The sequence below is a fragment of the Pseudorhizobium tarimense genome (assembly GCF_022968135.1).
Classification (GTDB): Bacteria; Pseudomonadota; Alphaproteobacteria; order Rhizobiales; family Rhizobiaceae; genus Neorhizobium; species Neorhizobium tarimense.
Map to the genome: position 1 here is coordinate 32764 of NZ_JALJRA010000014.1, position 22620 is coordinate 55383.

Annotated in this window: 22 protein-coding genes and 1 tRNA gene; 19 read left to right on the forward strand and 4 right to left on the reverse strand. The window is 62.4% G+C overall.

The features are described 5' to 3' along the window. Nucleotides 1-18 precede the first annotated feature (18 nt). The 13 genes from argS (at nucleotide 19) to MUU54_RS17110 (ending at nucleotide 14946) form a co-directional block, all read left to right on the forward strand. Entirely contained in the window at nucleotides 19-1776 is a 1758-nt protein-coding gene (argS, locus tag MUU54_RS17050; RefSeq protein WP_247245225.1) for an arginine--tRNA ligase, read from the forward strand. 67 nt (nucleotides 1777-1843) lie between these two features. Next, nucleotides 1844-4837 carry an SPOR domain-containing protein gene (locus MUU54_RS17055; RefSeq protein ID WP_247245226.1) on the forward strand — a complete coding sequence of 998 codons (2994 nt, stop codon included), beginning with the start codon at nucleotides 1844-1846 and terminating at the stop codon, nucleotides 4835-4837. A gap of 100 nt (nucleotides 4838-4937) precedes the next feature. Next, nucleotides 4938-5954, forward strand: a complete 1017-nt coding sequence (nagZ, locus tag MUU54_RS17060) for a beta-N-acetylhexosaminidase (RefSeq protein ID WP_247245227.1) — start codon at nucleotides 4938-4940, stop codon at nucleotides 5952-5954. 19 nt (nucleotides 5955-5973) lie between these two features. Next, nucleotides 5974-6813, forward strand: a complete 840-nt coding sequence (locus MUU54_RS17065; protein WP_247245228.1) for a segregation and condensation protein A — start codon at nucleotides 5974-5976, stop codon at nucleotides 6811-6813. Then, entirely contained in the window at nucleotides 6800-7510 is a 711-nt protein-coding gene (scpB, locus tag MUU54_RS17070; RefSeq protein WP_376742139.1) for an SMC-Scp complex subunit ScpB, read from the forward strand. The genes MUU54_RS17065 and scpB overlap by 14 nt, the downstream gene beginning before the upstream one ends. A 47-nt stretch (nucleotides 7511-7557) precedes the next feature. Continuing rightward, complete coding sequence (locus MUU54_RS17075; RefSeq protein WP_247245338.1) at nucleotides 7558-8658, forward strand: ABC transporter ATP-binding protein; 1101 nt, start codon at nucleotides 7558-7560, stop codon at nucleotides 8656-8658. Nucleotides 8659-8699: 41 nt separating this feature from the next. After that, the gene (locus MUU54_RS17080; protein WP_247245229.1) at nucleotides 8700-8906 is read left to right on the forward strand and encodes a twin-arginine translocase TatA/TatE family subunit; all 207 of its coding nucleotides are present in this window, start codon (nucleotides 8700-8702) and stop codon (nucleotides 8904-8906) included. A gap of 32 nt (nucleotides 8907-8938) precedes the next feature. Further along, entirely contained in the window at nucleotides 8939-9637 is a 699-nt protein-coding gene (gene tatB / locus MUU54_RS17085; protein WP_247245230.1) for a Sec-independent protein translocase protein TatB, read from the forward strand. Further along, nucleotides 9634-10458 carry a twin-arginine translocase subunit TatC gene (gene tatC / locus MUU54_RS17090; RefSeq protein WP_247245231.1) on the forward strand — a complete coding sequence of 275 codons (825 nt, stop codon included), beginning with the start codon at nucleotides 9634-9636 and terminating at the stop codon, nucleotides 10456-10458. Before tatB ends, tatC begins: the two co-directional genes overlap by 4 nt. Before the next feature lie 65 nt (nucleotides 10459-10523). After that, a complete protein-coding gene (gene serS / locus MUU54_RS17095) occupies nucleotides 10524-11807 on the forward strand; it encodes a serine--tRNA ligase (protein WP_247245232.1) in 1284 nt (427 codons plus the stop codon). Beyond that, nucleotides 11807-12583: a 5'/3'-nucleotidase SurE gene (surE, locus tag MUU54_RS17100; protein WP_247245233.1), complete on the forward strand. Its 777-nt coding sequence runs from the start codon at nucleotides 11807-11809 to the stop codon at nucleotides 12581-12583. Before serS ends, surE begins: the two co-directional genes overlap by 1 nt. Next, nucleotides 12580-13233: a protein-L-isoaspartate(D-aspartate) O-methyltransferase gene (locus MUU54_RS17105; RefSeq protein WP_247245234.1), complete on the forward strand. Its 654-nt coding sequence runs from the start codon at nucleotides 12580-12582 to the stop codon at nucleotides 13231-13233. The genes surE and MUU54_RS17105 overlap by 4 nt, the downstream gene beginning before the upstream one ends. A 135-nt stretch (nucleotides 13234-13368) precedes the next feature. Continuing rightward, nucleotides 13369-14946, forward strand: a complete 1578-nt coding sequence (locus MUU54_RS17110; protein WP_376742141.1) for a peptidoglycan DD-metalloendopeptidase family protein — start codon at nucleotides 13369-13371, stop codon at nucleotides 14944-14946. Nucleotides 14947-14995: 49 nt separating this feature from the next. Here the strand turns inward: MUU54_RS17110 and MUU54_RS17115 are convergent, their stop codons facing one another. Continuing rightward, a complete protein-coding gene (locus MUU54_RS17115; protein ID WP_247245236.1) occupies nucleotides 14996-15868 on the reverse strand; it encodes an ATP-binding protein in 873 nt (290 codons plus the stop codon). A gap of 206 nt (nucleotides 15869-16074) precedes the next feature. Between MUU54_RS17115 and yajC the strand changes: the two genes are divergently transcribed. The 4 genes from yajC (at nucleotide 16075) to MUU54_RS17135 (ending at nucleotide 18259) form a co-directional block, all read left to right on the forward strand. Further along, nucleotides 16075-16431: a preprotein translocase subunit YajC gene (gene yajC, locus MUU54_RS17120; protein ID WP_247245237.1), complete on the forward strand. Its 357-nt coding sequence runs from the start codon at nucleotides 16075-16077 to the stop codon at nucleotides 16429-16431. Nucleotides 16432-16494: 63 nt separating this feature from the next. After that, on the forward strand, nucleotides 16495-16881 hold the full coding sequence (locus tag MUU54_RS17125; RefSeq protein WP_247245238.1) for an Mth938-like domain-containing protein: 387 nt from the start codon (nucleotides 16495-16497) through the stop codon (nucleotides 16879-16881). A gap of 6 nt (nucleotides 16882-16887) precedes the next feature. Next, entirely contained in the window at nucleotides 16888-17730 is an 843-nt protein-coding gene (locus tag MUU54_RS17130) for a phytoene/squalene synthase family protein (RefSeq protein WP_247245239.1), read from the forward strand. A gap of 136 nt (nucleotides 17731-17866) precedes the next feature. Next, nucleotides 17867-18259, forward strand: coding sequence for a hypothetical protein (locus tag MUU54_RS17135; RefSeq protein WP_247245339.1), 393 nt, complete (start codon nucleotides 17867-17869; stop codon nucleotides 18257-18259). On the opposite strand, the gene trmFO is transcribed toward MUU54_RS17135, so the two are convergent. From trmFO to MUU54_RS17150, 3 genes are all read right to left on the reverse strand, one after another. Continuing rightward, nucleotides 18211-19674 carry a methylenetetrahydrofolate--tRNA-(uracil(54)-C(5))-methyltransferase (FADH(2)-oxidizing) TrmFO gene (trmFO, locus tag MUU54_RS17140; RefSeq protein ID WP_247245240.1) on the reverse strand — a complete coding sequence of 488 codons (1464 nt, stop codon included), beginning with the start codon at nucleotides 19672-19674 and terminating at the stop codon, nucleotides 18211-18213. The two genes, MUU54_RS17135 and trmFO, sit on opposite strands and share 49 nt — an antisense overlap. Before the next feature lie 105 nt (nucleotides 19675-19779). Beyond that, complete coding sequence (locus tag MUU54_RS17145; RefSeq protein ID WP_239999950.1) at nucleotides 19780-19923, reverse strand: DUF1127 domain-containing protein; 144 nt, start codon at nucleotides 19921-19923, stop codon at nucleotides 19780-19782. A 231-nt stretch (nucleotides 19924-20154) separates the two neighbouring features. Next, nucleotides 20155-20301 carry a DUF1127 domain-containing protein gene (locus MUU54_RS17150; protein ID WP_239999951.1) on the reverse strand — a complete coding sequence of 49 codons (147 nt, stop codon included), beginning with the start codon at nucleotides 20299-20301 and terminating at the stop codon, nucleotides 20155-20157. Between the two features lie 543 nt (nucleotides 20302-20844). Between MUU54_RS17150 and MUU54_RS17155 the strand changes: the two genes are divergently transcribed. Further along, nucleotides 20845-20929 (forward strand) — tRNA-Leu (locus MUU54_RS17155). Nucleotides 20930-21073: 144 nt separating this feature from the next. Further along, nucleotides 21074-22570 (forward strand): trigger factor, encoded by a 1497-nt coding sequence (tig, locus tag MUU54_RS17160; RefSeq protein WP_247245241.1) that lies wholly within the window; start codon nucleotides 21074-21076, stop codon nucleotides 22568-22570. Nucleotides 22571-22620: the final 50 nt, after the last annotated feature.

Sequence of the window (22620 nt, forward strand, 5' to 3'; positions counted from 1 at the left end):
TAAGCGGGATTTGATGACATGAACCTCTTCGCCGACTTCGGGACAAGAATTGAAAACGCTCTCGAAACGCTCGACCTGATCCGGGAGAAGCGCGCTGAGGTCGACTTCAGCCGCATTACTGCAGAACCGCCGCGCGATCCGAGCCATGGCGACGTTGCGACCAACGCGGCAATGGTTCTGGCAAAGCCGCTCGGCACGAATCCCCGCGCCTTGGCGGAGCTGATCGTGGCGCGCCTCAAGGAAGAACCCGACGTCGTCGACGTTTCTGTCGCAGGGCCTGGCTTCATCAATCTTCGGCTTGGCAAGGAATACTGGCAGCGCCTGCTGGCGGCGATCATCGAAGCAGGCGAGGACTTCGGCCGCTCGACCGTCGGCACTGGCCGCAAGACCAATGTCGAGTACGTTTCTGCCAATCCGACAGGCCCAATGCACGTCGGACATTGCCGCGGCGCCGTCGTCGGTGACGCGCTTGCCAACTTGCTCGCGTTTGCAGGCTACGAGGTCACCAAGGAATACTACATCAACGACGCCGGCAGCCAGATCGACGTCCTGGCCCGTTCCGTCTTCCTGCGCTACCGCGAGGCTCTGGGGGAAAACGTCGGCGAGATACCCTCAGGCCTTTATCCCGGTGATTACCTCGTGCCGGTCGGCAAGGCGCTCGCCAATGAGTTCGGTCCGCGGCTGCATAATATGCCGGAAGAGGAGTGGATGCCGCTCGTCAAGGATCGTGCCATCATCGCGATGATGGCGATGATCCGCGAAGATCTGGAAGCGCTCAACGTTCACCACGACGTCTTCTTCTCCGAACGCAAGCTGCACGCGGACGGCGCACAGCGGATCCGCACGGCCATCAACGACCTGACGTTCAAGGGGCATGTCTATCGCGGCACCCTACCGCCGCCGAAGGGCCAGTTGCCGGAAGACTGGGAAGATCGCGAGCAGACGCTTTTCCGCTCGACCGATGTTGGCGACGATATCGACCGGCCGCTGATCAAGTCGGACGGCAGCTACACCTATTTTGCGGCCGACGTCGCTTACATGAAGGACAAGTTTGATCGCGGCTATGACGAGCTGATCTATGTGCTCGGCGCCGACCATGGCGGATACGTGAAGCGCCTTGAGGCGTTGGCGCGGGCGATCTCCGGCGGCAACGTGAAGCTCACCGTGCTTCTTTGCCAGCTGGTCAAGCTCTACCGCAACGGCGAGCCCGTGAAGATGTCGAAGCGTTCTGGTGACTTCGTGACGCTGCGCGACGTGGTGGAGGAGGTCGGCCGGGATTCGGTGCGCTTCATGATGCTCTACCGGAAGAGCTCCGAGCCGCTGGACTTTGACTTCGCGAAGGTCACCGAACAGTCAAAGGATAATCCGGTCTTCTACGTGCAGTACGCGCATGCTCGCTGCATGTCGGTGTTTCGCCAGGCAAAAGAGGCCTTTCCGGACCTCGACATCGAATCACTCGATCTCGCGACGACGGTGAAAGGCATCACCGACGACCACGAGATGCAGCTGATTGCAAAACTTGCGGAGTATCCACGGGTTATCGAGGCGGCGGCACAGTCGCAGGAGCCCCATAGAATCGCATTTTACCTGTACGATCTGGCAAGCTTCTTCCATGCCCACTGGAATAAGGGCAAGGATCAGCCTGAATTACGCTTTGTTAACGATAAGAACCGAGAATTGAGCATTGCCAGACTTGGGCTGGTGCGCGCTGTCGCCTCTGTTTTGAAGTCGGGATTGGCCATTACGGGCACTGCCGCACCTGACGAAATGCGATAGCAACGCCACCATTTGCCCATAAATCACTGGCAATGCCCTGAGTAAGTGTAGGTGGGTGGACGAGGTAATGGCAGACGATAACCTTGCGCGTAACCGGGATGACGCTCCGGACTTCTTCGCCGATGGCGACCCGTTGGCGGAGCTGGCGCGAATCGTCGGATACGATGAGCGTCTTGTGCCGAAGCCGCCGGCTGCCGAGCGTCGCGAGCCGGCGTTCAACCTGGAGGATGAGCTTCTTCAGGAATTCGAACGCTACGAGGCGCCGCGTCCGCACCAGTCCGAGCATGATGCGCTGGTCGTTGCCGATCTGACGCCGGAGCCCCACGAGCCAGCCTTGCAGGCGCCGGTCGACGCGCCGGAGGTGTCGGCATATGCTGAAGAGCCTATCTTCGCCGACGAGACCTTTTTCCCATCATCGCCGCGGGTTGACGAGCAGCCGACTTTCATGGTCGATCCGGCTGAGGTTCAGGTTGCTCAGGCGGTTGAGCTGGAAGTTTCCGTCAGCGAGGATCTGGCGCAGTGGGCACCGGAGCCTGATTTGGCCGACGCCGAAGTCGGCTCCGTCACTTCCTTCGAACAGGAAGACGTGGCGCCAGCCGAAGAGTTCGCACCGGCCGCTGACGCGGCACCATCGCTCGACCTTTCGGACGAATTGGAGCTCGCCATCGGTTCCGGGGAAGCGCCGACCTTCGGAGCGGCACCGCGCGGCGACCGCAAGCCGATCTATACGCCCGGCTTTCGCATGCCGCTTGCCAATTTCCATCCTGTCAATGAAGAGCCGCGCGCAGCCCAGCCGCGTCAGGAGCCGCCGGCACGGGTCGAGCCAGAATTGGCCGCTCCGGTAGTTGACGTTGCGCCGGTTGTTTCTCCGCTAGACGTGGCCACCCCAGCGGAAGCGATAGAGCCGACGACAGAACTCGAAGCTGCGTCGCCGATTGATCAGTCGTGGGAAGAGTCGGCCAGTCTTGAGCTTGCGGACGCGGATCTCGACGCGCCTACTGCCGGAAGGGTGGAGCCGGCGCGGCCGATGATTTCGGAACCGCGCTTCGACCTCCCGTCCAAGCTCAAGGAAGAACCCTTCGATTCCGGGGTTTCGCGCCTGCCGTCCAAACTCGCAGTGAAGCCTGCCGCGCCGGTGGAGCCGGTGCTGGACGACGACTTCGATCTGGCGATGGACGACCTCGAACTCGATCTCACCGACATCCTGGCCGATGACGATCTTGCGTCTTTCGCGGAGCCTGCGCCGGCTCCTGCTGCAGTCGTAGAGCGCGCGCCGGCGCCAGTCGCCGCAGCGCCAGCGCCAGCCGCACCGACTCGAGTAACGGCATCGTGGTCGCCAATCGCGCGCGTCGTGCCGACGCCTGCGGTTGCACCGGCGCCCCTGGTTGCACTGGCGCCAGCGCCTGTCGCTGCGCCCGCGCAGCCCCAGACGGTATTCGCCGCCAGCCCGTCTGCCCCGCGTCAAGCCGAGCGTGCTGCCGCTGAGGTGGCCGCTGACCAGGGCAGCAGCCTTGCCTTTGATCCGGCACTGATTGCCGAGACGGATGAGCAGCCGGAACCGGTGGTGGATCTGGATGTGCCGGAACTGCATGTCGAAGACCAGGAGCCGGTCCCGGAATTCCGCACTGACTACGACTATGACATCGATGCTGAGCTCGCGTCGCTGTTGCAGCCCGCTGTGGCCGAGGCCGCTGATCAGAGCGAGACGGTCGAAAAGGCGGCGCCCGAGCAGTTTCAGCAGCAGTCTGCGCCTTTGGCTGCTCATCCTTCCGCAGATCTTGATCTCGACGATTTCGAGCGTGCGCTTGAGGAAGACTTCCGTCGCAGCCTGACGGCTCCACTTCCGCCGCAAGCCGAATACGAGCAGGCTGCCGGCCGGTCCTTCGCAGGCTTCACGGAAGGTTCACGTCGCTCGATTGCAGCCTTTGCCGTCCCACTTGCCGTAGCCGGTGTCGTGGTTGCCGGGGGGTCGATCGCCTACGCTTTGTTCGGCGGCGAAAACAGCTCGGTCGGCTCGAGCGGGGAACCCATCGTCATCGCAGCCGACACCGACCCGGTAAAGGTTTTGCCGAAGGACCCGGGCGGCAAGACGGTGCCGAACCAGGACAAGGCGGTCTATGACCGCGTTGCGGGTCAGGTTCCTGAGGCTCCGAAGCAGGAAGCCCTGATTTCGACGAGCGAAGAGCCTGTCGATGTGGTGCAGAAGACCCTGATGACCGACCAACTGCCGCTGGAAGGCGAAGAGACGGCCGATGCCGCCGATGCCATGAGCGGCGAGGCCTATCGCGAAGATCGGCTGATGCCGGACAGCGAACAAACCGCAACGCCGGCCGGGAGCACGCAGCAGCCTGTCGCCATCATGCCGCGCCGGGTGAAGACGATGATCGTTCGTCCCGATGGCACGCTGGTGGAGCAGGAGGTCGCTGCGGCACCTGCACCGAACCTTCCTGAGGCGATGCCGACGGGTGCGCAGAAGGTGCCGGCCGCATCGGTTAAGAGCGTTGAACTGGCATCCATCCCCGACGCGCAGCCGACGGCCGCTCCAGAAGCGCCGGTTGGGATTGTGCCTGTTTCCGCTGATGCCTCGGCGACGGTCTCCGATACGATTGCCGGTCTCGATGGTGCAGAGCCGGAGGCGGTAGACGAACAGCCTGCAGTCGCGGCTCCGGTTCCGACCGCGCGTCCTGCCCAGCAGCCCGCCAATGTCGTGGCATCGGTGAGCGATCAAGGCAATCTCCAGGTGGCGCCGGCGGCTCCCGTGGCCGCACCCGCGGCGGCCGCCCCGGTTGCACAGACGCAGGTCGCCTCGGTTTCCCCCGGGGACTATGTGATCCAGATCGCGTCCCTGCCGACCGCGGCGGACGCCGAGAAGTCCTATAAGAACCTGTCTGCCAAGTTCGCATCGGTCATTGGCGGGCGCGGGGTCGATATCCGAGAAGCGGAAATTGCTGGCAAGGGTACCTTCTATCGCGTGCGCATCCCGGCGGGCAGCAAGGCAGACGCGGTTGCTCTATGCGAGAAGTACCGTGCCGCGGGTGGAAGCTGCCTCGTGGCGAAGTAAGCGATCCGGAAAACGCAGCTGAGCGGGGCCGAAAGGCCCCGTTCTTGTTTCGGAGAGGGGAAGCATCGCCTTTCAAGCAGCCCGCGCCTATCATCCTGCCATGTCCGAATCAAAAGCCATGATCCTCGGGGCGAGCGGCACGGTTCTTAACGCCGATGAAATCGCCCTTTATCGCGATGAGCGCCCCTGGGGTTTCATCCTGTTTGCCCGAAACATCCAGGAGCCGACGCAGATTGCCGATCTCGTTGCGGCCATGCGCGACGCCGTCGGCCGTCCCGAGGCGCCGGTGTTGATCGACCAGGAAGGCGGGCGGGTCCAGCGCATTCGCCCGCCGGTCGCCGAGAAATATCCGTCCGCTGCCGAGCTCGGCGCTCTCTATCGTGCGGATCGGGAAAAGGGGCTGCGTGCGGTCTGGCTGATGTCGCGGCTGCATGCCTTTGACCTGTTGAAGCTCGGCATCAATGTCGACTGCCTCCCGGTGCTTGACGTTCCGGTGGAAGGTGCAAGCAACGTGATCGGGGATCGCGCCTATGGCTTTGATCCTGGCACCGTGGCCGTCATGGGTCAGGCGGCGGCCCACGGACTGAAGGCGGGCGGCGTGCTGCCAGTGATGAAGCATATTCCGGGGCACGGCCGCGGCATGGCGGATTCCCATCATGACCTGCCGGTGGTGACAGCTAGCCGGGAGGAACTGGAGGCGCATGATTTTGTGTCGTTCCGGGCGCTGAAGGACGAGTTGATGGCTATGAGCGCCCATATCGTCTTCACCGCAATCGATCCCGATCAGCCGGCGACGACGTCCCGGAAGGTGATCGAGGAGGTGATCCGCGGCCATATCGGCTTCGACGGGCTGCTGATGTCGGACGACACCTCCATGAATGCCCTGAAAGGTACCATCCGCGAGCGCGCAAAGCGAATAGCTGGGGGCGGATGCGATATCATCTTGCATTGCAATGGCGTGATGGAAGAAATGAAAGCGGTGGTCGAAGAGGCGCTGCCGCTGCAGGGCGAGGCCCTGCGCCGCGCCGAGCGGGTCGAGGCGGCCTTCGGCCCGGTCGATGGCGAGAGTGAGCAGCGCCTTCGCCAGGAATTCTGGGGGCTTCTGGCAAGCTCCTGATCTCACGCATGAGGTTGGAATGGCAGGAAACATCGCGAAAGGCGCCATTCCAATGGACCAGCTCTGGCAGGAAGCGCCCGAGCGGGCGACGGACGAACCGGCGCTGGTGATCGATGTCGGCGGCTTCGAAGGGCCGCTCGACCTGCTCCTGCATCTGGCGCGGTCGCAGAAGGTCGATCTTGCAAAGATCTCGGTGTTGGCATTGGCCGAGCAATATCTGCAGTTCGTCGAAAGCGCCCGTCGGGTGCGCATCGAACTGGCAGCCGATTACCTCGTCATGGCCGCCTGGCTCGCTTACCTCAAGTCGAAGCTTCTGATCCCCCAGCAGTCGAAGGGGCAAGATGGACCAAGCGGCGAGGAGATGGCTGCGACACTTGCCTTCCGGCTGAAGCGCCTCGAAGCAATGCGGGAAAGCGCCACACGACTCGTCAACCGCAACCGACTCGGCCGTGACGTCTTTGCACGCGGAGCGCCGGAGCACATTCCGCATCGTGTTCAATCGGCCTTCGATGCTAGCCTCTACGACCTCCTGTCCGCCTATGCCAACCTGCGCCAGCGCCAGGCGGTGACGCAGGTCACCATTGAGAAGCGGAAGGTCTGGTCGCTGTCCGACGCGCGTGACCTGCTGACGCGCATGCTGGGTGAGATCAGCGACTGGACGGCCCTGCAGCACTACCTGCTGGAGTATCTGCCGCCGGCCGATCGGGTCACTGCAACGGCGAGCGCCTTCGCAGCATCGCTGGAACTGGTCCGCGAAGGCAAACTGGAGATCCGGCAGGACGGCGCGTTCCAGCCGATCTACATGCGCGGTGGGTCAAAGTTGGCTTCGGCGCGGGAGGCGGCTGTTGACACCTTCTGAGGATCCTTCGACCGACGAAGAGCACATTGCAAAGACGGAAACCTTTTCTCTGGCCGAAGCGGAGCGAATCGCGGAGGCGCTGGTGTTCGCCTCAGCCGAACCTGTCTCGGAAACCCTTCTCGCCGAGCGCCTGCCATCTGGCCTGGATATACCGGCGCTGATGGAGGGGCTTTCCGCGTTCTATGCCGGGCGTGGGGTCAACCTCATTCGCACCGGCGACCGCTGGGCATTCCGGACCGCCGCCGACCTTTCCTTCGTCATCCGCAAGGACGACACCGAGGCCCGCAAGCTTTCCCGCGCCGCCCTCGAGGTCTTGGCGATCATTGCTTATCACCAGCCGGTGACGCGGGCGGAGATCGAGGAGATCCGTGGTGTCCAGACTTCCAAAGGTACGCTGGATGTGCTGATGGAAGCGGGCTGGGTGCGCTTTCGCGGACGGCGCAGGACACCTGGTCGCCCAGTGACCTTGGGAACAACGCCTGACTTTCTCGATCATTTCGGCCTCGAGGAACTGCGCGACCTCCCGGGGTTGGAAGAACTGAAGGGGGCGGGGCTTCTGTCTGGCCGTATCCCTCCGAACTTCCATATCCCGCTTCCAGGTGCGGTGGATGATCTGCAGGACGACGAGGATCCGATCACACAAATGGATCTCGAGGAACTCGGCCTCTTGACACCGAGCGGTGAAGAGGAGGAATGACGTCATCTTTTCTCGGGCCGGCCAGGGGCCCGGCTTCGAACCGGATGATGATGTTGCAATCGACACAACCGATCGAGAGAACACGGCGCACCACCGGTGTCTCCTTCGCATCTCAGTTGGCGTTCGAAGAGGTGCACCACAGCTATCACGGCAAGGAAACCATTCGCGGCATATCTCTGACCGCCCAACCTGGTGAGGTTCTTTGCCTGCTCGGTCCCTCTGGATCGGGCAAGACGACCCTCCTGCGGATTGCGGCCGGGATCGAGGTGCAGAGCCGGGGAAGGGTGCTGATCGACGGGCGTGAGGCGGCGGGCCCGAAGGTCTTCCTGCCGCCGGAAAAACGTGGCATCGGCCTCATGTTCCAGGATTTCGCGCTGTTCCCGCACATGTCGGTTCTGGATAATGTCCGCTTCGGACTGACGGCGCTTCCGAAGAAGGATGCCGTTGCTGCGGCGCTGGCTGCACTCGAGCGGGTGGGGCTGGCGCATTATGCGGAGACTTATCCCCATGTGCTTTCCGGCGGCGAGCAGCAGCGCGTGGCGCTGGCGCGGGCGCTTGCGCCGCGCCCTGGCGTGCTGCTCATGGACGAGCCTTTCTCCGGCCTTGATTCCCGGCTGAAGGATGCCGTGCGCGCCGACACGCTCTCGATCCTGCGCGAAAGCCGGGCCACCGCCATCGTCGTCACTCATGATGCGGAAGAGGCCATGCGCATGGCCGACCGGATCGCCCTTCTTCGCGACGGACGGCTCGTCCAGGTGGGCCGGGCGGATGAACTATATCGGCAGCCACGGGACCTGTTCGCCGCCGGCTTCTTTTCAGAGATCAATGAGTTCGAAGGCGAGGTTCAACAAGGGGCAGTCGAGACGCCGGTCGGTCCAGCGCCTGTGCCCGGACTCACAGACGGAACGAAGGTCTCCATCGCCGTGCGCCTCTCGGACGTGCGCGTTATGCCGCAGGGCGGTGCGATGCAGGCGAGGATACGCTCACGACGCTTCCTCGGCGTGGTCGAACTGCTGGATCTGGCGGTTCCTGGACGCGAGGAGCCGGTCCGGGCGCGGGTGAGGGCGGATCTCCTGCCTCCCGGCCTTTCGGATGTTTCCGTGACCGTACAGCCGCAGGACATTTTGGTGTTTGAAAAAGGCGCCTAAACATCATACATCGGACGCATCCGAAATTAGGAGTTGGAGTTATGGGTTCCTTCAGTGTTTGGCATTGGCTGATCGTTCTGGTTATCGTGCTCGTGCTTTTCGGCCGCGGCAAGATTCCGGAGCTGATGGGCGACGTTGCCAAAGGCATCAAGAGCTTCAAGAAGGGCATCAGCGAGGACGACACTCCCGAGACGGCCAAGACGGTCGAGCACAAGCCCGAGGACAGCAAGGAAACCACCCGGACCTGATGTCCGGGTTGGGGTTCCAGGAGCCTTCTTGAATGCTTGATATCGGCTGGACCGAGCTTCTCGTCATCGGGATCATTCTCATCGTGGTGGTCGGGCCGAAGGATCTACCCCCGATGCTGCGTGCATTCGGGAAGATGACGGCCAACCTGCGCAAGATCGCGGGAGAGTTCCGCTCCCAGTTCGACGAGGCACTACGCGAGAGCGAGATGGACGACGTCCGAAAGACGATCGCCGACGTGCAGAAGCTCAATCCGTCCAACGCCCTGCGCGATGCGATCAATCCGCTGCGACAGATGGGCAACGAGATCCGGACGGACCTGGAGAAGTCGACGCGCGTCGAGAAACCATCGGAACCTCAGAAGCTGGAGACTGCCGCGACGCAAGCCGAGAAGCCGGATCTGGAGGCGCAGAAGGCGGTTGAAGGGAAGGTTCCAGCAGTGCAGCCTGCCGCCGTATCCGTCCCGCAACCCGCGATGACCTTGCCATCGACGCCGCCGGTGCTGTTTGAGGCGCCGGCAACGCCCGCAGCGGCACCAGACACGGCAGCCAAGCCAGCGCGCAGCAAGCCGGCAAAGGCCAGGGCGGCACCGGCAGATGGCATGGCGGCTGATGCGGCCAAGCCGAAGCGGACACGCGCTCCCGCTGCTGCAAAGACTGCTGCACCGGCAGAGAAACCCGCTCCGCGCAAGCGCGCCGCGAACAAAGCCGATACCCCAAAGGATGATGCATGAGCGGTGACATCGACGACAAGCCGCAGCCGCTGATCGAGCATCTGATCGAGCTTCGCCGGAGACTGATATGGTCGCTCGGCGCCTTCTTCGTGGCCTTCATCGTCTGCTTCTTCTTCGCCAAGGATCTCTTCAACTTTCTGGTCGTGCCCTACAGGTGGGCAGTGATCTGGGCGGACATGGACGTGAGTAAGTCCGAACTCATTTACACCGCGCCGCAGGAGTTCTTCTTCACGCAGGTGAAGGTCGCGATGTTTGGCGCAATTGTGATCGCTTTCCCGGTGATAGCTTCTCAGCTCTACAAGTTCGTGGCACCGGGCCTCTACAAGAATGAGCGCGCCGCATTCCTGCCCTTCCTGATCGCGTCGCCGATCCTTTTCCTGATGGGGGCAGCACTCGTCTACTTCTTCTTCACGCCCATGGTGATGTGGTTTTTCCTTGCCATGCAGCAGGCACCAGAAGAAGGTGAGATGGCAATCTCGCTCCTGCCGCGGGTGTCGGAATATCTCAGCCTCATTATGACGCTGGTGCTCTCCTTCGGCCTTGTCTTCCAACTGCCGGTGGTGACGACGCTGCTCGCGCGCGTCGGCATCCTGTCCAGCCAGTGGCTGAAGGACAAGCGCAAGTTCGCGATTGTCATTGCCTTCGTCGTTGCGGCTGTCCTCACCCCGCCGGACCCGCTTTCCCAGATCGGTCTTGCGCTGCCGACTATCCTTCTCTACGAGATTTCCATCTACGCCGCCCGACTCGTCGAGCGCAAACGCGCCGAGGAGGCTGTTGCCCAATCCTCCGCGTCGGATCTCGCCGGAACGGACGAGGCTTAAGCTCTCCTGCTGGATCTTGCTCGCTTGAACTGGAAGGTGGCGTTCCGCTCGAAAGGCCAGGAACGATGCTCGATATCAAGTGGATCCGCGACAATCCGGACGTTCTCGACGAAGCGCTGAAGAAACGGGGTGCCGAGCCCCTCTCTCAGACGCTGATCGAGCTCGACGACATGCGTCGCGCGGTCATCCAGAAGCTCCAGGATATGCAGTCGCGCCGTAATGCCGCCTCCAAGGAGATCGGCGCTGCAATGGGGCAGAAGAACACGGAGCTTGCCGAAAGGCTCAAGGCTGAGGTGTCCGAGATCAAGGACACCATGCCGGCTGCGGAGCAGGAGGAGCGCGAGGCGGTTGCCGCACTCGAAGACGCGCTCTCCCGCGTCCCCAACATTCCGTACGATGACGTGCCGGTCGGTCGCGACGAGAGCGACAATGTCGTCAAGCATGTAGTCGGTCAGAAGCCGGTCTGGAACCATCCTGCCAAGGAGCATTTCGAGATCGGCGAAGCCCTCGGCTACATGGATTTCGAGCGCGCCGCCAAACTGTCAGGATCACGCTTCACGGTCCTTACCGGTCCGCTCGCAAGGCTGGAGCGGGCGCTCGGCCAGTTTATGCTCGACACGCACACGATGGAGCACGGCTATACCGAGGTCTCCTCGCCTCTGATGGTGCGCGACCAGGCCATGTACGGGACGGGGCAATTGCCCAAGTTTGTGGAGGACCTGTTCAAGACGACGGACGGCCGCTGGCTCATCCCAACCGCCGAGGTGACGCTGACAAACCTCGTTTCGGCCGAAACGCTGGAACAGGACAAGCTGCCGCTCCGCTTCACGGCCCTGACGCCTTCCTTCCGGTCGGAAGCCGGATCGGCAGGCCGCGACACGCGCGGCATGCTGCGCCAGCACCAGTTCTGGAAGTGCGAACTCGTTTCGATCACCGATGCAGAAAGCTCGGTTGCCGAGCATGAGCGGATGACGGAATGCGCAGAGACGATCCTGAAACGCCTCGGCCTGCATTTCCGCACCGTGACGCTCTGCACCGGCGACATGGGGTTCGGCGCCCGCAAGACCTACGACATCGAGGTCTGGCTGCCGGGCCAGGACACCTATCGAGAAATTTCCTCCTGTTCGGTCTGCGGCGATTTCCAGGCGCGGCGCATGAACGCCCGCTATCGCGGCAAGGACGAGAAGGCGCTGAAATTCGTCCACACGCTGAACGGCTCCGGAACCGCCGTCGGCCGCTGCCTCATCGCAGTGATGGAGAACTACCTGAACGAGGATGGCTCGATCACGATCCCGGACGTGCTCCTGCCTTACATGGGTGGACTGAAGAAGATCGAGCCGGCTACCTGATGCGGATCCTGCTCACCAATGATGATGGCATCCATGCAGAAGGGCTCGCAGCTCTCGAGCGGATTGCGCGCCAGCTCTCCGACGACGTTTGGATCGTTGCACCCGAGACTGACCAGAGTGGTCTCGCCCACTCGCTGACGCTGTCAGAGCCGCTGCGGCTACGTAAGGTGGCAGAGCAGCACTTCGCGCTTCGCGGCACGCCGACCGATTGTGTCATCATGGGCGTGCGCGAAGTGATGCCGGAGAAGCCGCATCTCATCCTTTCCGGCGTCAACGCTGGCGCCAACATGGCAGACGACGTTACCTATTCCGGGACAATTGCCGGCGCCATCGAAGGCACCCTGCAGGGCATCCGCTCCTTCGCGCTGAGCCAGGCCTACAACTACGATGGCGAAGGCGGCAAGCTCGTGCCGTGGGAGGTGGCGGAAAGCTACGCGCCGGATCTCATCCGCAAGCTCAGCAAGGTGGAGCTGCCAGACGCAACCTTCCTCAACCTGAACTTCCCAAAGTGCGAACCGAAGGATGTGCAGGGCGTTCAGGTGACCTCCCAGGGCAAGCTCGACTTTGGTCTTACGATCGACGCCCGCCGCGATGGCCGAGGTCTGCCTTACTACTGGCTCCGCTTCGGTGAACGCCTCGGCCACTTCCGCGATGGTACCGACATCCACGCGCTCAAGCACAACAAGATCTCTGTCACGCCGCTGAAGCTGGATCTGACGGATTATTCGGTGCAGGATCGTGTAGCGGATGCACTTGGATTCGGAGTTGCGGATTGAAGTCCGGCATGGCCGAGAAGGAAGGATTTGCTGCCCTCGTGCTGCGCCTGCGCTCGGAGGGGATCTCCGATCTTGACCTTTTGACGGCTGTCGAGCAGACGCCGCGCTCGCTCTTCGTGCCGGCCTCTGCAGCGGAAGACGCCTATTCCAGCCGCACGATCCCAATCGACTGCGGCGCCTTCATGGAGGGCGCCGATCTGGCTGTTCGCTTGCTGAGCCGTCTTCAGGTCAAGCTGGGACAACGGGTGCTGGAGATCGGCACGGGAAGCGGCTTCACCAGCGCCGTCCTCGGGCGGCTTGCCGAGCGGGTGCTGACCATTGACCGCTACCGCACGCTGGTGACCGGCGCCCAAGGCAGGCTGGACAAGCTCAGCATGCGAAACGTCGTGGTGCGCCAGGCCGACGGCATCAACGGCATGCCGGGCGAGGGTACATTCGACCGCATTCTCGTCACCGGCGCCTTCACGTCTGTGCCGCGCTTCTATGCCGAGCAGCTCGTCTCTGGTGGGATGATGATCGCACCCTTGATGCTCGAGAACGGGACGTGCCTGATGGTGCGTCTGAGCAAGACCGGAAGTCGCTTCGAGCGCGAGGACCTTTTCCCGGTTCCCTACCTGCCGCTCACCCCTCACATTGCGGCAGCTCTTTGACGCAGGCTGCGCGCCACTGCGCCATGGTTACCAATTTAGCAAAAAATCAAATTCATTGGTGGCCCCTTAACCGGCCAGTAAGACTAACGCGCTTTAATCATCTCCAACGATGGTTGCGTTACGTTAGGTCGAGTCATGCGTATCACGAGTTCACTTGTTACCCGGAAATCCATGCTGCGTATCGCAGGCGCGCTGCTGCTTGCCAGTGCTGCCACCGGGTGCAGCTCCGATGCCACCCGTTTCTCGGGGCTCTTCTCCGATACCGATTCGCTGACCACCGCATCGATCCCGCAGCGGCAGGGTTCGGGCGCCTACGGCCAGGCGCCGACGCCCCGCGGTGATCTCGGCGGCGGTATGGCGACAGCTCCTTCTGCCGGATACGGCACTGTCGCACCTTCAGCAGGACAGGCCTATCCCGCCAATAGCGGTTACGCCTCGGTTGCTTCTCCGGCGCGTTCCGCCGCAGCTCCGGCCGCGGTACAGCGCGTCGAGCTGGCGCCTCCGGGAGGTGCTGCAGCGGCGCCTGCGAGCCAGGACTTCGGCACTCGCCAGCAGGCGATGGCGCAGCCTTTCCCGTCGAGCCAGCCTGTTGCGCCGTCTGCGGCTCCCGCCCGCGCCAAGGAAGCGGACAATATCACGACCGGCACCGTCAAGACATCGGCCGGTTGGTCGACCGTCAACGCTCCGCGCGTCACGCTGAAGGCGGGCGAGTCGGCCGAGACGCTGTCGCGCCGCTATGGCGTGCCGGAAAGGGAAATCCTGAAGGCCAACAACGGTCGTCTTCTGCCCGGCCAGTCCGTCATCATTCCGACCTTCGGTCCGGCCAGCAACTCGGCAAAGGTCGCAGCCGGCGAGATCGACCTGCAGGACAAAGCACCCGCACCGGTGCAGCAGCAGGAGCAGAAGGTCGCCGTTCTGCCGGGCAGCGCCCGGGACAAAGGCATGGCCGAGCCCGCAAAGCTCACGCCGCCGGCAGGCGCTGGTGGCACCTATACGGTAAAGCCGGGCGATACGCTGACGAAGATCGCCCGCGCCAACGGCGTGTCGGTCGACGAGTTGAAGGCTGCCAACGGGCTGTCGACGGAGAACATCCGGATCGGTCAGGTGCTGAAGCTCTCCGGCTCGGCTGCACCTGCTGTGGCAGACCCCGTGCAGACGGCCTCGGTACCGAAGAAGGAACAGCCGCAGCCGGAACAGACCGCGTCTGCCCCGACGGCTCCTGCAGCCCCCACCGCCCAGGTGCAGGCCGCAGCGCCGGCAAAGACGACCGAAACGGCTTCTATCTCGGAAGCTTCGCTGAAGTCAGATGATGGCGCTGCGGCGCCGCAATCGACAGGCATCGGCAAGTATCGCTGGCCCGTCAACGGTGCAGTGATTGCCGGCTTCGGTCAGAATGTTGAAGGCAGCCGCAACGACGGCATCAACATCTCCGTTCCGGAAGGCACGCCGATTAAGGCTGCCGAGAACGGCGTCGTTATCTACGCGGGCAATGGCCTGAAGCAGCTCGGCAACACCGTGCTCGTCCGCCACGACGACGGAAAGGTCACCGTCTACGGCCACGCGGGCTCGCTGAACGTATCGCGCGGCCAGAAGGTCACCCGTGGCCAGACGGTTGCCACCTCCGGCATGAGCGGCGATGCCAAGCGCCCGCAGGTCCATTTCGAGGTGCGCAAGGACGCAACCCCGGTCAACCCGATCACTTTCCTGGAATAGTCTTGCGTATCAGGGAAGGAGGAAAAGCCCGGCTCGACCGGGCTTTTCGTTATTTCCGCTCAAGCGGCACGCGGAGCCGACCCGCGAGATCCTGTATGTATTGCCAGGCGACGCGACCGGACCGCCCGCCGCGCGTCGTTGCCCATTCCAGCGCCTCGTGGTGCAGGACGTCCGGCGCGATCGGGAGCTGGAAATAGGCGGCATAGCCGTCGATCATCGTCAGGTAGTCGTCCTGACTGCATTTGTGGAAGCCGAGCCAGAGGCCGAAGCGGTCCGACAGCGAGACCTTCTCCTCAACGGCCTCTGACGGATTGATCGCAGTAGACTGTTCGTTCTCCATCATGTTGCGCGGCAGGAGGTGGCGCCGGTTGGAGGTCGCATAGAACAAGACGTTCTCCGGCCGCCCCTCTATCCCGCCATCCAGCGCCGCCTTCAGCGACTTATAGGCCGTGTCGTCATGGTCGAACGACAGGTCGTCGCAGAAGACGATGACACGCAACCCTGAGCTCTTCAGGATGTCGAGGAGTGCTGGCAGCGAAGCGATGTCCTCCCGATGAACCTCCACGAGTTTCAGTTCAGAGCGTGTGGCGGCTCGGACATCCTCATGTACTGCCTTCACGAGCGAGGATTTCCCCATGCCGCGCGCACCCCAAAGGAGCACGTTGTTGGCGGGGAAGCCTTCCGCGAAGCGCAGCGTATTCTCATGCAGGATGTCGCGAACGTGGTCGACGCCGCGGATGAGGGACAGCGCCACCCGGTTCGGCCGCGGCACGGGCTGCAGGCGCAGATTCGCTGGAACCCAGACGAAGCAGTCGGCAGCGGTCCAGTCGTTGCGGGCAGGCGGCAGTCCCGCCAGCCGCTCCAGCGCATCGGCGAGGCGCCGAACCTCGATCAGCAGGCGATCGTCGAACTCTCCGGCCATAATGTCTCCCGCGTTTTCGATCTCTTTTCCGCGCCATTCAGCGGTCCGAAGGCGCTAGCATGGGGTTTTCCCCTGCAAAAGCCTCGCCCCTGGGGATTCGGTACGGGGGCGGCGCCTGTTTTTGTTGCATTCGAAGGGATCGGAATTATATTCCGGCCACTTGCAAATGGGGGCTCGGAGGCTCCTGCCAATCGAGGAGTTCCCTGATGTTCATCACTGAAGCATTCGCCCAGGCTGAAGGCGCCGCCCCCTCTGCGCTCGGTAGCGGCCTCGAGATGCTTTTTCTCTTCGCGCCGTTGATGGTGGTCTGGTACTTCTTCCTGATCCGTCCGCAGCGCACCCAGATGAAGAAGCGCCAGGAGATGCTGTCGAACATCCGTCGCGGCGATAACGTCGTGCTTGGTGGCGGTATCACCGGCAAGGTGACCAAAGTGATCGACGACAACGAAGTGGAAGTCGAGATCGCCGAAGGGGTGAAGGTCCGCGCCATGCGTACCTACGTTGCTGAGGTGCGCGTCAAGGGCGAGCCGGTGAAGACGGAGACCGCGGTCGCCAAATCGTGAGCGGCGGCGTCATCGACGCCGACAGCCTCCGGTCTTCAAACCGCAATCGGGAGGCAGCGATAGATGCCGAGAGGAATTGAAATCCGCGATGCTCACTTTCCGGGGCGTGCGCCGATCGATGCCTATGGCAATGGCGGTTTCCGCTTTGCCGACATGTCGCACCGCGGCTCTCTGCTTTGCCTCCCTTCCGGCATTCACGGCTGGAACTATCCCGAGGGAGGTGCCCTGACGGTTGAAGCCCTCTCGATGGTACTGGACGAAGCGGACGGGATCGAGGTGCTGCTGGTGGGCACGGGCCCGGAAATCCGGCCGCTGCCGCAGGCGCTCAAGGCGGCGCTCAAGGCGCGCGGCATTTCTTCCGATCCAATGAGCACAGGTGCCGCAGTCCGCACCTACAACGTCATGCTGTCGGAATCACGTGCGGTCGCGGCCGCCCTGATCGCGGTGTAAGCGCTGGTGGCGGACGATCAGGACATCGTGCTGGCGACGCTACGGGAAACCGACCGCGACCGCTATCTTGCCTGCCTGCTTTCCCCAATCGACAAGCGGCCTGCAATTGCGGCTCTCTATGCCTTCAACGCAGAGATTGCCCGCGTGCGCGACGTGGTGCGCGAGCCGCTCCCCGGCGAAATCCGTCTGCAGTGGTGGCGGGATCTGCTGGAAGGCACGGCGCATGGCGACACGGGCGGCAACCCCGTTGCCGCTGCGTTGTTGAAAACCGTTGACGCCTACCGACTGCCGCGCGAAAGCCTGCTGGCGATGATCGAAGCGCGGATCGGCGACCTTTATGACGACCCGCTTGACGATCGCAACGAACTGGAGGGCTACGCAGGGGAGACGGCCTCGGCCCTGATACAGCTGGCGAGCCTGATTCTCTCAGCAGAGGAGGCTGCCGGCTCTGCCGAAGCTGCAGGCCATGCAGGTGTGGCCCAGGCGGTCGCCGGGCTCCTCTTGCTGATGCCGCTCCATCGGCGGCGCGGACAGCTCTACATCCCGCTTGATATTCTCGCCGCAACTGGTCTCGATAGGGACGCGTTCCTGAGGAGCGACGACAAGGGTAAGGTCTCTGCCGCCATCGAGGCGTTTGCGGGGCTAGGGCTGGAGCATCTGGCGAAGGCACGGGCTGCGGATGGACCGAGCAAGCCCGTATTTGCGGCTTTCTTACCGGTTGCGCTTGCCGAGCCCGTGCTTCGGCGTGCGCTGCGAGAAAAGGCGGCCATTCTGGATCATGACATCCAGCAGCCACAGTGGCGACGGCAGTTGAGGTTGGCGAGAGCTCAGCTCTTCCAGCGCTTCTGAGCGCCCATCTTCGCGCAAGTCCGCCGCGCTAGGCTGCCGATGTCGGAATCGATTGAAGGAGAGCGGCGTGAGCCCCGTGATTGCCTGGTCCATCATCTTCGTGCTGGTCATTCTTCTCGCCTTCTATGCGGTGCGTATGGCGAGGCGGCAGGAGGACGGCGAAGGTGATATGGAAGATATCGGTTTCGCCATCCTCCAGTTCGGCAAGGCTTTCCCGCGAGAGGCGATTCGCGAATTGCATCCAACAGCCGACGGAAAGAGCGTATTTCTTCGCCTGCACGACGGCAAGACCGGGATCATGCGCAGCCATGCCAAGCACTACAGCTGCCATCTAATCAAGCCGGGTCGTGTTCGCGTGAACGGTCTGCCGGACGCCAAGGGCTTCTCCGCTGAATTTCTCGATACGCCAAAGAACAACGGCGAGTTCGTCTTCAAGTCGGAAGCCGACGCCGCCGAGGTGTCGCTCTGGCTTCTCGGAAACTACGTTGCGACGGCCGATAAGGACGCGGCGCGCGAAGGCTCCGTCTGAGGAACGCTACCGCTAGCCCCGAGCCATGCGGCGCAATCGCGAAGCGCGCGCGCCGACATCAACTGCTTTTTCATGATCGCCTTGTCCTTGCCGCGGAAGCGCTTGACGCCTTCGGGCTTGGTGATGGACCCCGGCTCCAGTTCCGGGAAAAGTCCGAAATTGATGTTCATTGGCTGGAACGACCGTTTGCCCGGCTCGTCTTCGAAAACCAGATGCCCGCCGGTGATGTGGCCAAGCAACGAGCCAAAGGCAGTCGTCGGCGGCGGCGGGGGCAGATGTTCGCCCTTGCGTTCTGCGGCCGCAAAGCGTCCGGCCAGCAACCCGATCGCGGCGCTCTCGACATAACCTTCGCACCCGGTGATCTGTCCGGCGAAGCGAAGACCTGGCCGGCTCTTGAGCGTCAAGGTCTTGTCGAGCAGCGTGGGCGAGTTGATGTAGGTATTGCGATGCAATCCGCCGAGGCGAGCGAACTCGGCATTCTCCAGCCCGGGTATCATGCGGAAGATTTCCGCCTGCGCGCCGTATTTCAGCTTCGTCTGGAAACCGACCATGTTGTAGAGGGTGCCGAGCGCATTGTCCTGACGCAGCTGCACTACGGCATAGGGCTTCACTGTCGGGTTGTGTGCGTTCGTCAGCCCCATCGGCTTCATCGGACCGTGGCGCAGCGTTTCGCGCCCGCGCTCCGCCATGACCTCGATGGGCAGGCAGCCGTCGAAATAGGGCGTGCCTTCCCACTCCTTGAAACCCACCGTGTCACCGGCGATCAGTGCATCAACGAACGCATTGTACTGCGCCTCGTCCATCGGACAGTTGATGTAATCCTTGCCCGTGCCGCCGGGACCGACCTTGTCGTAGCGCGACTGGTACCAGCAGATGTCCATGTTGATGGTGTCGCGGTAGACGATCGGCGCGATCGCATCAAAGAAAGCAAGCGAATCTTCGCCGGTTTCGCCTTGTATGGCTGCGGCGAGCGACGGCGAGGTGAGGGGGCCGGTGGAGATTACCGCGAGGTCCCATTCCTTTGGAGGAAGTCCCGAAACCTCTTCGCGGACCACGGTGATCAGCGGGTGCCCCGAAATCGCTTCCGTCACTGCGTCCGAAAAACCGTCTCGGTCGACCGCCAGCGCGCCGCCGGCGGGAACCTGGTTGCGGTCGGCGCAGGCCATGATCAGCGAGCCGGCAAGCCGCATCTCGGCGTGGATTACGCCAACCGCATTGGAGGTTGCATCATCGGAGCGGAAGGAATTGGAGCAGACGAGTTCGGCAAGCCCCTCAGTCTTGTGGGCGTCCGTGCCGCGCACGCCGCGCATCTCGTGAAGGATCACGGGCACGCCCGCATTGGCGATCTGCCAGGCGGCTTCCGAGCCTGCAAGCCCGCCGCCGATGATGTGAATAGGTTGATGTTTGTCAGTCATGCGCGCGCTCTTAACACGCCTGAAGACGGACCGGAATCAAAAAGGCACCCGAGAGGGTGCCCCATAAGCATGTCGGTCCGCCCGACGCCAGCCGCTGAAAGCGGATTAGCGGAAGGAGCGGGAAGCGACGTGGCGGATGTCGTAGCGCGTCAGGCCGATGTCATTGAGAGCCTGTGTCGACAGGCTGCCAAGCTCGTTGACCGTACGGCGATAGCTGAGCCAGTTCTTGGCAAGGCGAAGCGGGTTCATGGTAGTGTCCTCAAACGTTCGGGCCGGTCCTCGAAAACCGGCAACGCTGAAGTTATACGCGCGGATAATTACAATGTGCAGTGCAAAAAATATGCGACTGCCATGCGTTTGTGCAGATGGTTGATGAAGAAGCAGGCGTTGCCGCAAAATCCGGCAAGCCACTCGCCTGAGACCTGGGCATAAAAAAACGCTCGCGAAGCGAGCGTTTTTTCAAGAGTGGGCTGCCGGCGATCAGAAGCCGACGGCGGTCCGCGCTACGCGGCGGATGTCGCTGCGGCCGATGCCGAGATCGTGGAGTTCGCGGTCACTCATGCGGTGCAATTCGGTTACCGTCTCGCGGTACTTGCGCCAGTTGTTGAGCTTGCGTGCGATGTTCATGGTCATACCCCTTCGGTTCGCGTCTTCGGCGCCCCGCAGCGCCGCGTCAAATTCAATGGATCTAATTTATGCTGCGCTGCGAAATGGTAACAGAGCCAATGTCGTATGCCACCTATGCATCCCGCGCATCCCGAGAGGCCATGGGCATCAACGAATGATTAAGAATCGCGCGCTTGGCTTGGCTGATAGAATAAAACAACGCCTGCCGGGGAGGGGACCGGCAGGCGTCATTTGGTGAGATCGGCGAAAGGGGAGGAGGTCGCCGTCTCGTCTCGGTCCTGATGTGGGAGGAGCCCAGGACCGATCTCGATTCGCATCACGAACACGACACCATCAGGATTGTTCCGCGTGATGATTAGATTTATCTTATGTAAAGATGGTAAACAGATGCTTAAGCGCGAGGCGCCGACCCATAGCTGGTGCCACTTCGCCGGCGGCTGCCAGGAGCGTCGCAATGCCGTCATTTTCCCTTTGCGCCGGAAAAAACGGGTGATATAGAGACGCGCGCTCCGAAGCCCCTTGCGGGGATTGCGCGGCTGGAGCGCGGGTATGGTGAAATTGGTAGACACGCCAGATTTAGGTTCTGGTGCCGCAAGGCGTGGGAGTTCAAGTCTCTCTACCCGCACCAGAGCCGCCGGAGCAGGATCGGGAGCCGTCATCGGCTAGAGATCAGCGTTCCAGAAGTCGCGGCCGGTCACTCAGGTTCCGGCGTCGTGCTCATCGAAAACCAACGGCTGTCTGAGCACCGCCGCCACGATATGAAGGTTTTAAAATGCAGGTTACCGAAACGCTCGCTGAAGGGCTGAAGCGCGAAATCAAGGTCGTCATCCCGGCCAAGGACATGGAAGCTCGGATGAACGAGCGCCTGGCCGATGCCAAAGACAAGGTGCGCATCAATGGCTTCCGCCCCGGCAAGGTGCCGGTCTCGCATCTGAAGAAGATGTACGGCAAGTCGATCATGGCGGAGATCGTCAACGAGATCGTGCGCGATCGCCCCACGCAGATCCTGTCCGAGCGCGGCGAAAAGTCGGCCACCCAGCCCGCCATCACGATGACGGAAGACGAAGCAGAAGCCGAAAAGATCCTGGCGGCACAGGCGGATTTCGAATTCACGCTCGCTTATGAAGTGATTCCCCCGATTGATCTGAAGTCCACCGACGGCATCAAGGTCGTTCGCGAAGTGGTCGAGGTTTCTGACGACGAGGTTAACGAGCAGATCCTCAAGATCGCCGAAAGCGCCCGCACCTTTGAAACCAAGAATGGCAAGGCCGCCGACGGCGATCGCGTCACCATGAACTATCTCGGCAAGGTCGATGGCGAAGCCTTTGATGGCGGTGCTGCCGAAGACGCCGAACTGGTTCTCGGCTCCGGCCGCTTCATCCCCGGCTTCGAAGACCAGCTGGTCGGCGTGAAGGCTGGCGACGAAAAGACCATCACCGTTACCTTCCCGTCCGAGTATCCGGCTGCAAACCTCGCCGGCAAGGAAGCCACCTTCGACGTCACCGTCAAGGAAGTTGCAGCCCCGGTCGAGCTTGAGATGAACGACGAACTCGCCACCAAGATGGGCATCGAGTCCCTCGACAAGCTGAAGGAGATCGTCCGCGGCCAGATCGAAGGCCAGTACGGCAACGTCACCCGCCAGAAGGTCAAGCGTCAGATCCTCGATCAGCTCGACGAAATGTACAAGTTCGACACGCCGCAGGGCCTGGTCGACGCCGAGTTCGAAAACATCTGGCGCCAGATCAACACGGATCTCGCCCAGTCCGGAAAGACCTTCGAAGACGAAGACACGACCGAGGAAGAAGCGCGCGAAGAATATCGCAAGCTCGCCGAGCGTCGCGTTCGCCTTGGCCTCGTTCTCTCCGAGATCGGCGAGAAGGGTGGCGTCGAGGTGACGGAGGACGAAATGCAGCGCGCGCTCTTTGCCCAGCTGCAGCAGTTCCCGGGCCAGCAGAAGGAAATCCTCGACTACTTCCGTAACACGCCGGGCGCATCCGCTTCGCTGCGCGCGCCGATCTTCGAAGAGAAGGTCGTCGACAAGCTGCTTTCGGAAATCGACGTGACCGATAAGAAGGTCTCCAAGGAAGAGCTTCTTGCCGAGGATGAGGAAGGCGCCGAAGCCGCCGACAAGCCGGCCAAGAAGAAGGCTGCGCCGAAGAAGAAGGCCGCTGCCACGGACGAGGCTGCTGAGGCCGCTTCCGAGGAAGCTCCGGCTCCGAAGAAGAAGGCTGCTCCGAAGAAGAAGGCTGCTGACGACAGCGCCGAGTAATCTCCATATCGCATACATAAGGAAGCCGGGTCGGCAACGATCCGGCTTTT

Bases quoted from the DNA above. Each gene is read 5' to 3' on its own strand.
- argS (WP_247245225.1), top strand. From the start codon at position 19: ATGAACCTCTTCGCCGACTTCGGGACAAGAATTGAAAACGCTCTCGAA.
- MUU54_RS17055 (WP_247245226.1), top strand. From the start codon at position 1,844: ATGGCAGACGATAACCTTGCGCGTAACCGGGATGACGCTCCGGACTTC.
- nagZ (WP_247245227.1), top strand. From the start codon at position 4,938: ATGTCCGAATCAAAAGCCATGATCCTCGGGGCGAGCGGCACGGTTCTT.
- MUU54_RS17065 (WP_247245228.1), top strand. From the start codon at position 5,974: ATGGCAGGAAACATCGCGAAAGGCGCCATTCCAATGGACCAGCTCTGG.
- MUU54_RS17075 (WP_247245338.1), top strand. From the start codon at position 7,558: ATGATGTTGCAATCGACACAACCGATCGAGAGAACACGGCGCACCACC.
- MUU54_RS17080 (WP_247245229.1), top strand. From the start codon at position 8,700: ATGGGTTCCTTCAGTGTTTGGCATTGGCTGATCGTTCTGGTTATCGTG.
- tatB (WP_247245230.1), top strand. From the start codon at position 8,939: ATGCTTGATATCGGCTGGACCGAGCTTCTCGTCATCGGGATCATTCTC.
- tatC (WP_247245231.1), top strand. From the start codon at position 9,634: ATGAGCGGTGACATCGACGACAAGCCGCAGCCGCTGATCGAGCATCTG.
- serS (WP_247245232.1), top strand. From the start codon at position 10,524: ATGCTCGATATCAAGTGGATCCGCGACAATCCGGACGTTCTCGACGAA.
- surE (WP_247245233.1), top strand. From the start codon at position 11,807: ATGCGGATCCTGCTCACCAATGATGATGGCATCCATGCAGAAGGGCTC.
- MUU54_RS17110 (WP_376742141.1), top strand. From the start codon at position 13,369: ATGCGTATCACGAGTTCACTTGTTACCCGGAAATCCATGCTGCGTATC.
- MUU54_RS17115 (WP_247245236.1), bottom strand. From the start codon at position 15,868: ATGGCCGGAGAGTTCGACGATCGCCTGCTGATCGAGGTTCGGCGCCTC.
- yajC (WP_247245237.1), top strand. From the start codon at position 16,075: ATGTTCATCACTGAAGCATTCGCCCAGGCTGAAGGCGCCGCCCCCTCT.
- MUU54_RS17125 (WP_247245238.1), top strand. From the start codon at position 16,495: ATGCCGAGAGGAATTGAAATCCGCGATGCTCACTTTCCGGGGCGTGCG.
- MUU54_RS17135 (WP_247245339.1), top strand. From the start codon at position 17,867: ATGGCGAGGCGGCAGGAGGACGGCGAAGGTGATATGGAAGATATCGGT.
- trmFO (WP_247245240.1), bottom strand. From the start codon at position 19,674: ATGACTGACAAACATCAACCTATTCACATCATCGGCGGCGGGCTTGCA.
- MUU54_RS17145 (WP_239999950.1), bottom strand. From the start codon at position 19,923: ATGAACCCGCTTCGCCTTGCCAAGAACTGGCTCAGCTATCGCCGTACG.
- MUU54_RS17150 (WP_239999951.1), bottom strand. From the start codon at position 20,301: ATGAACATCGCACGCAAGCTCAACAACTGGCGCAAGTACCGCGAGACG.
- tig (WP_247245241.1), top strand. From the start codon at position 21,074: ATGCAGGTTACCGAAACGCTCGCTGAAGGGCTGAAGCGCGAAATCAAG.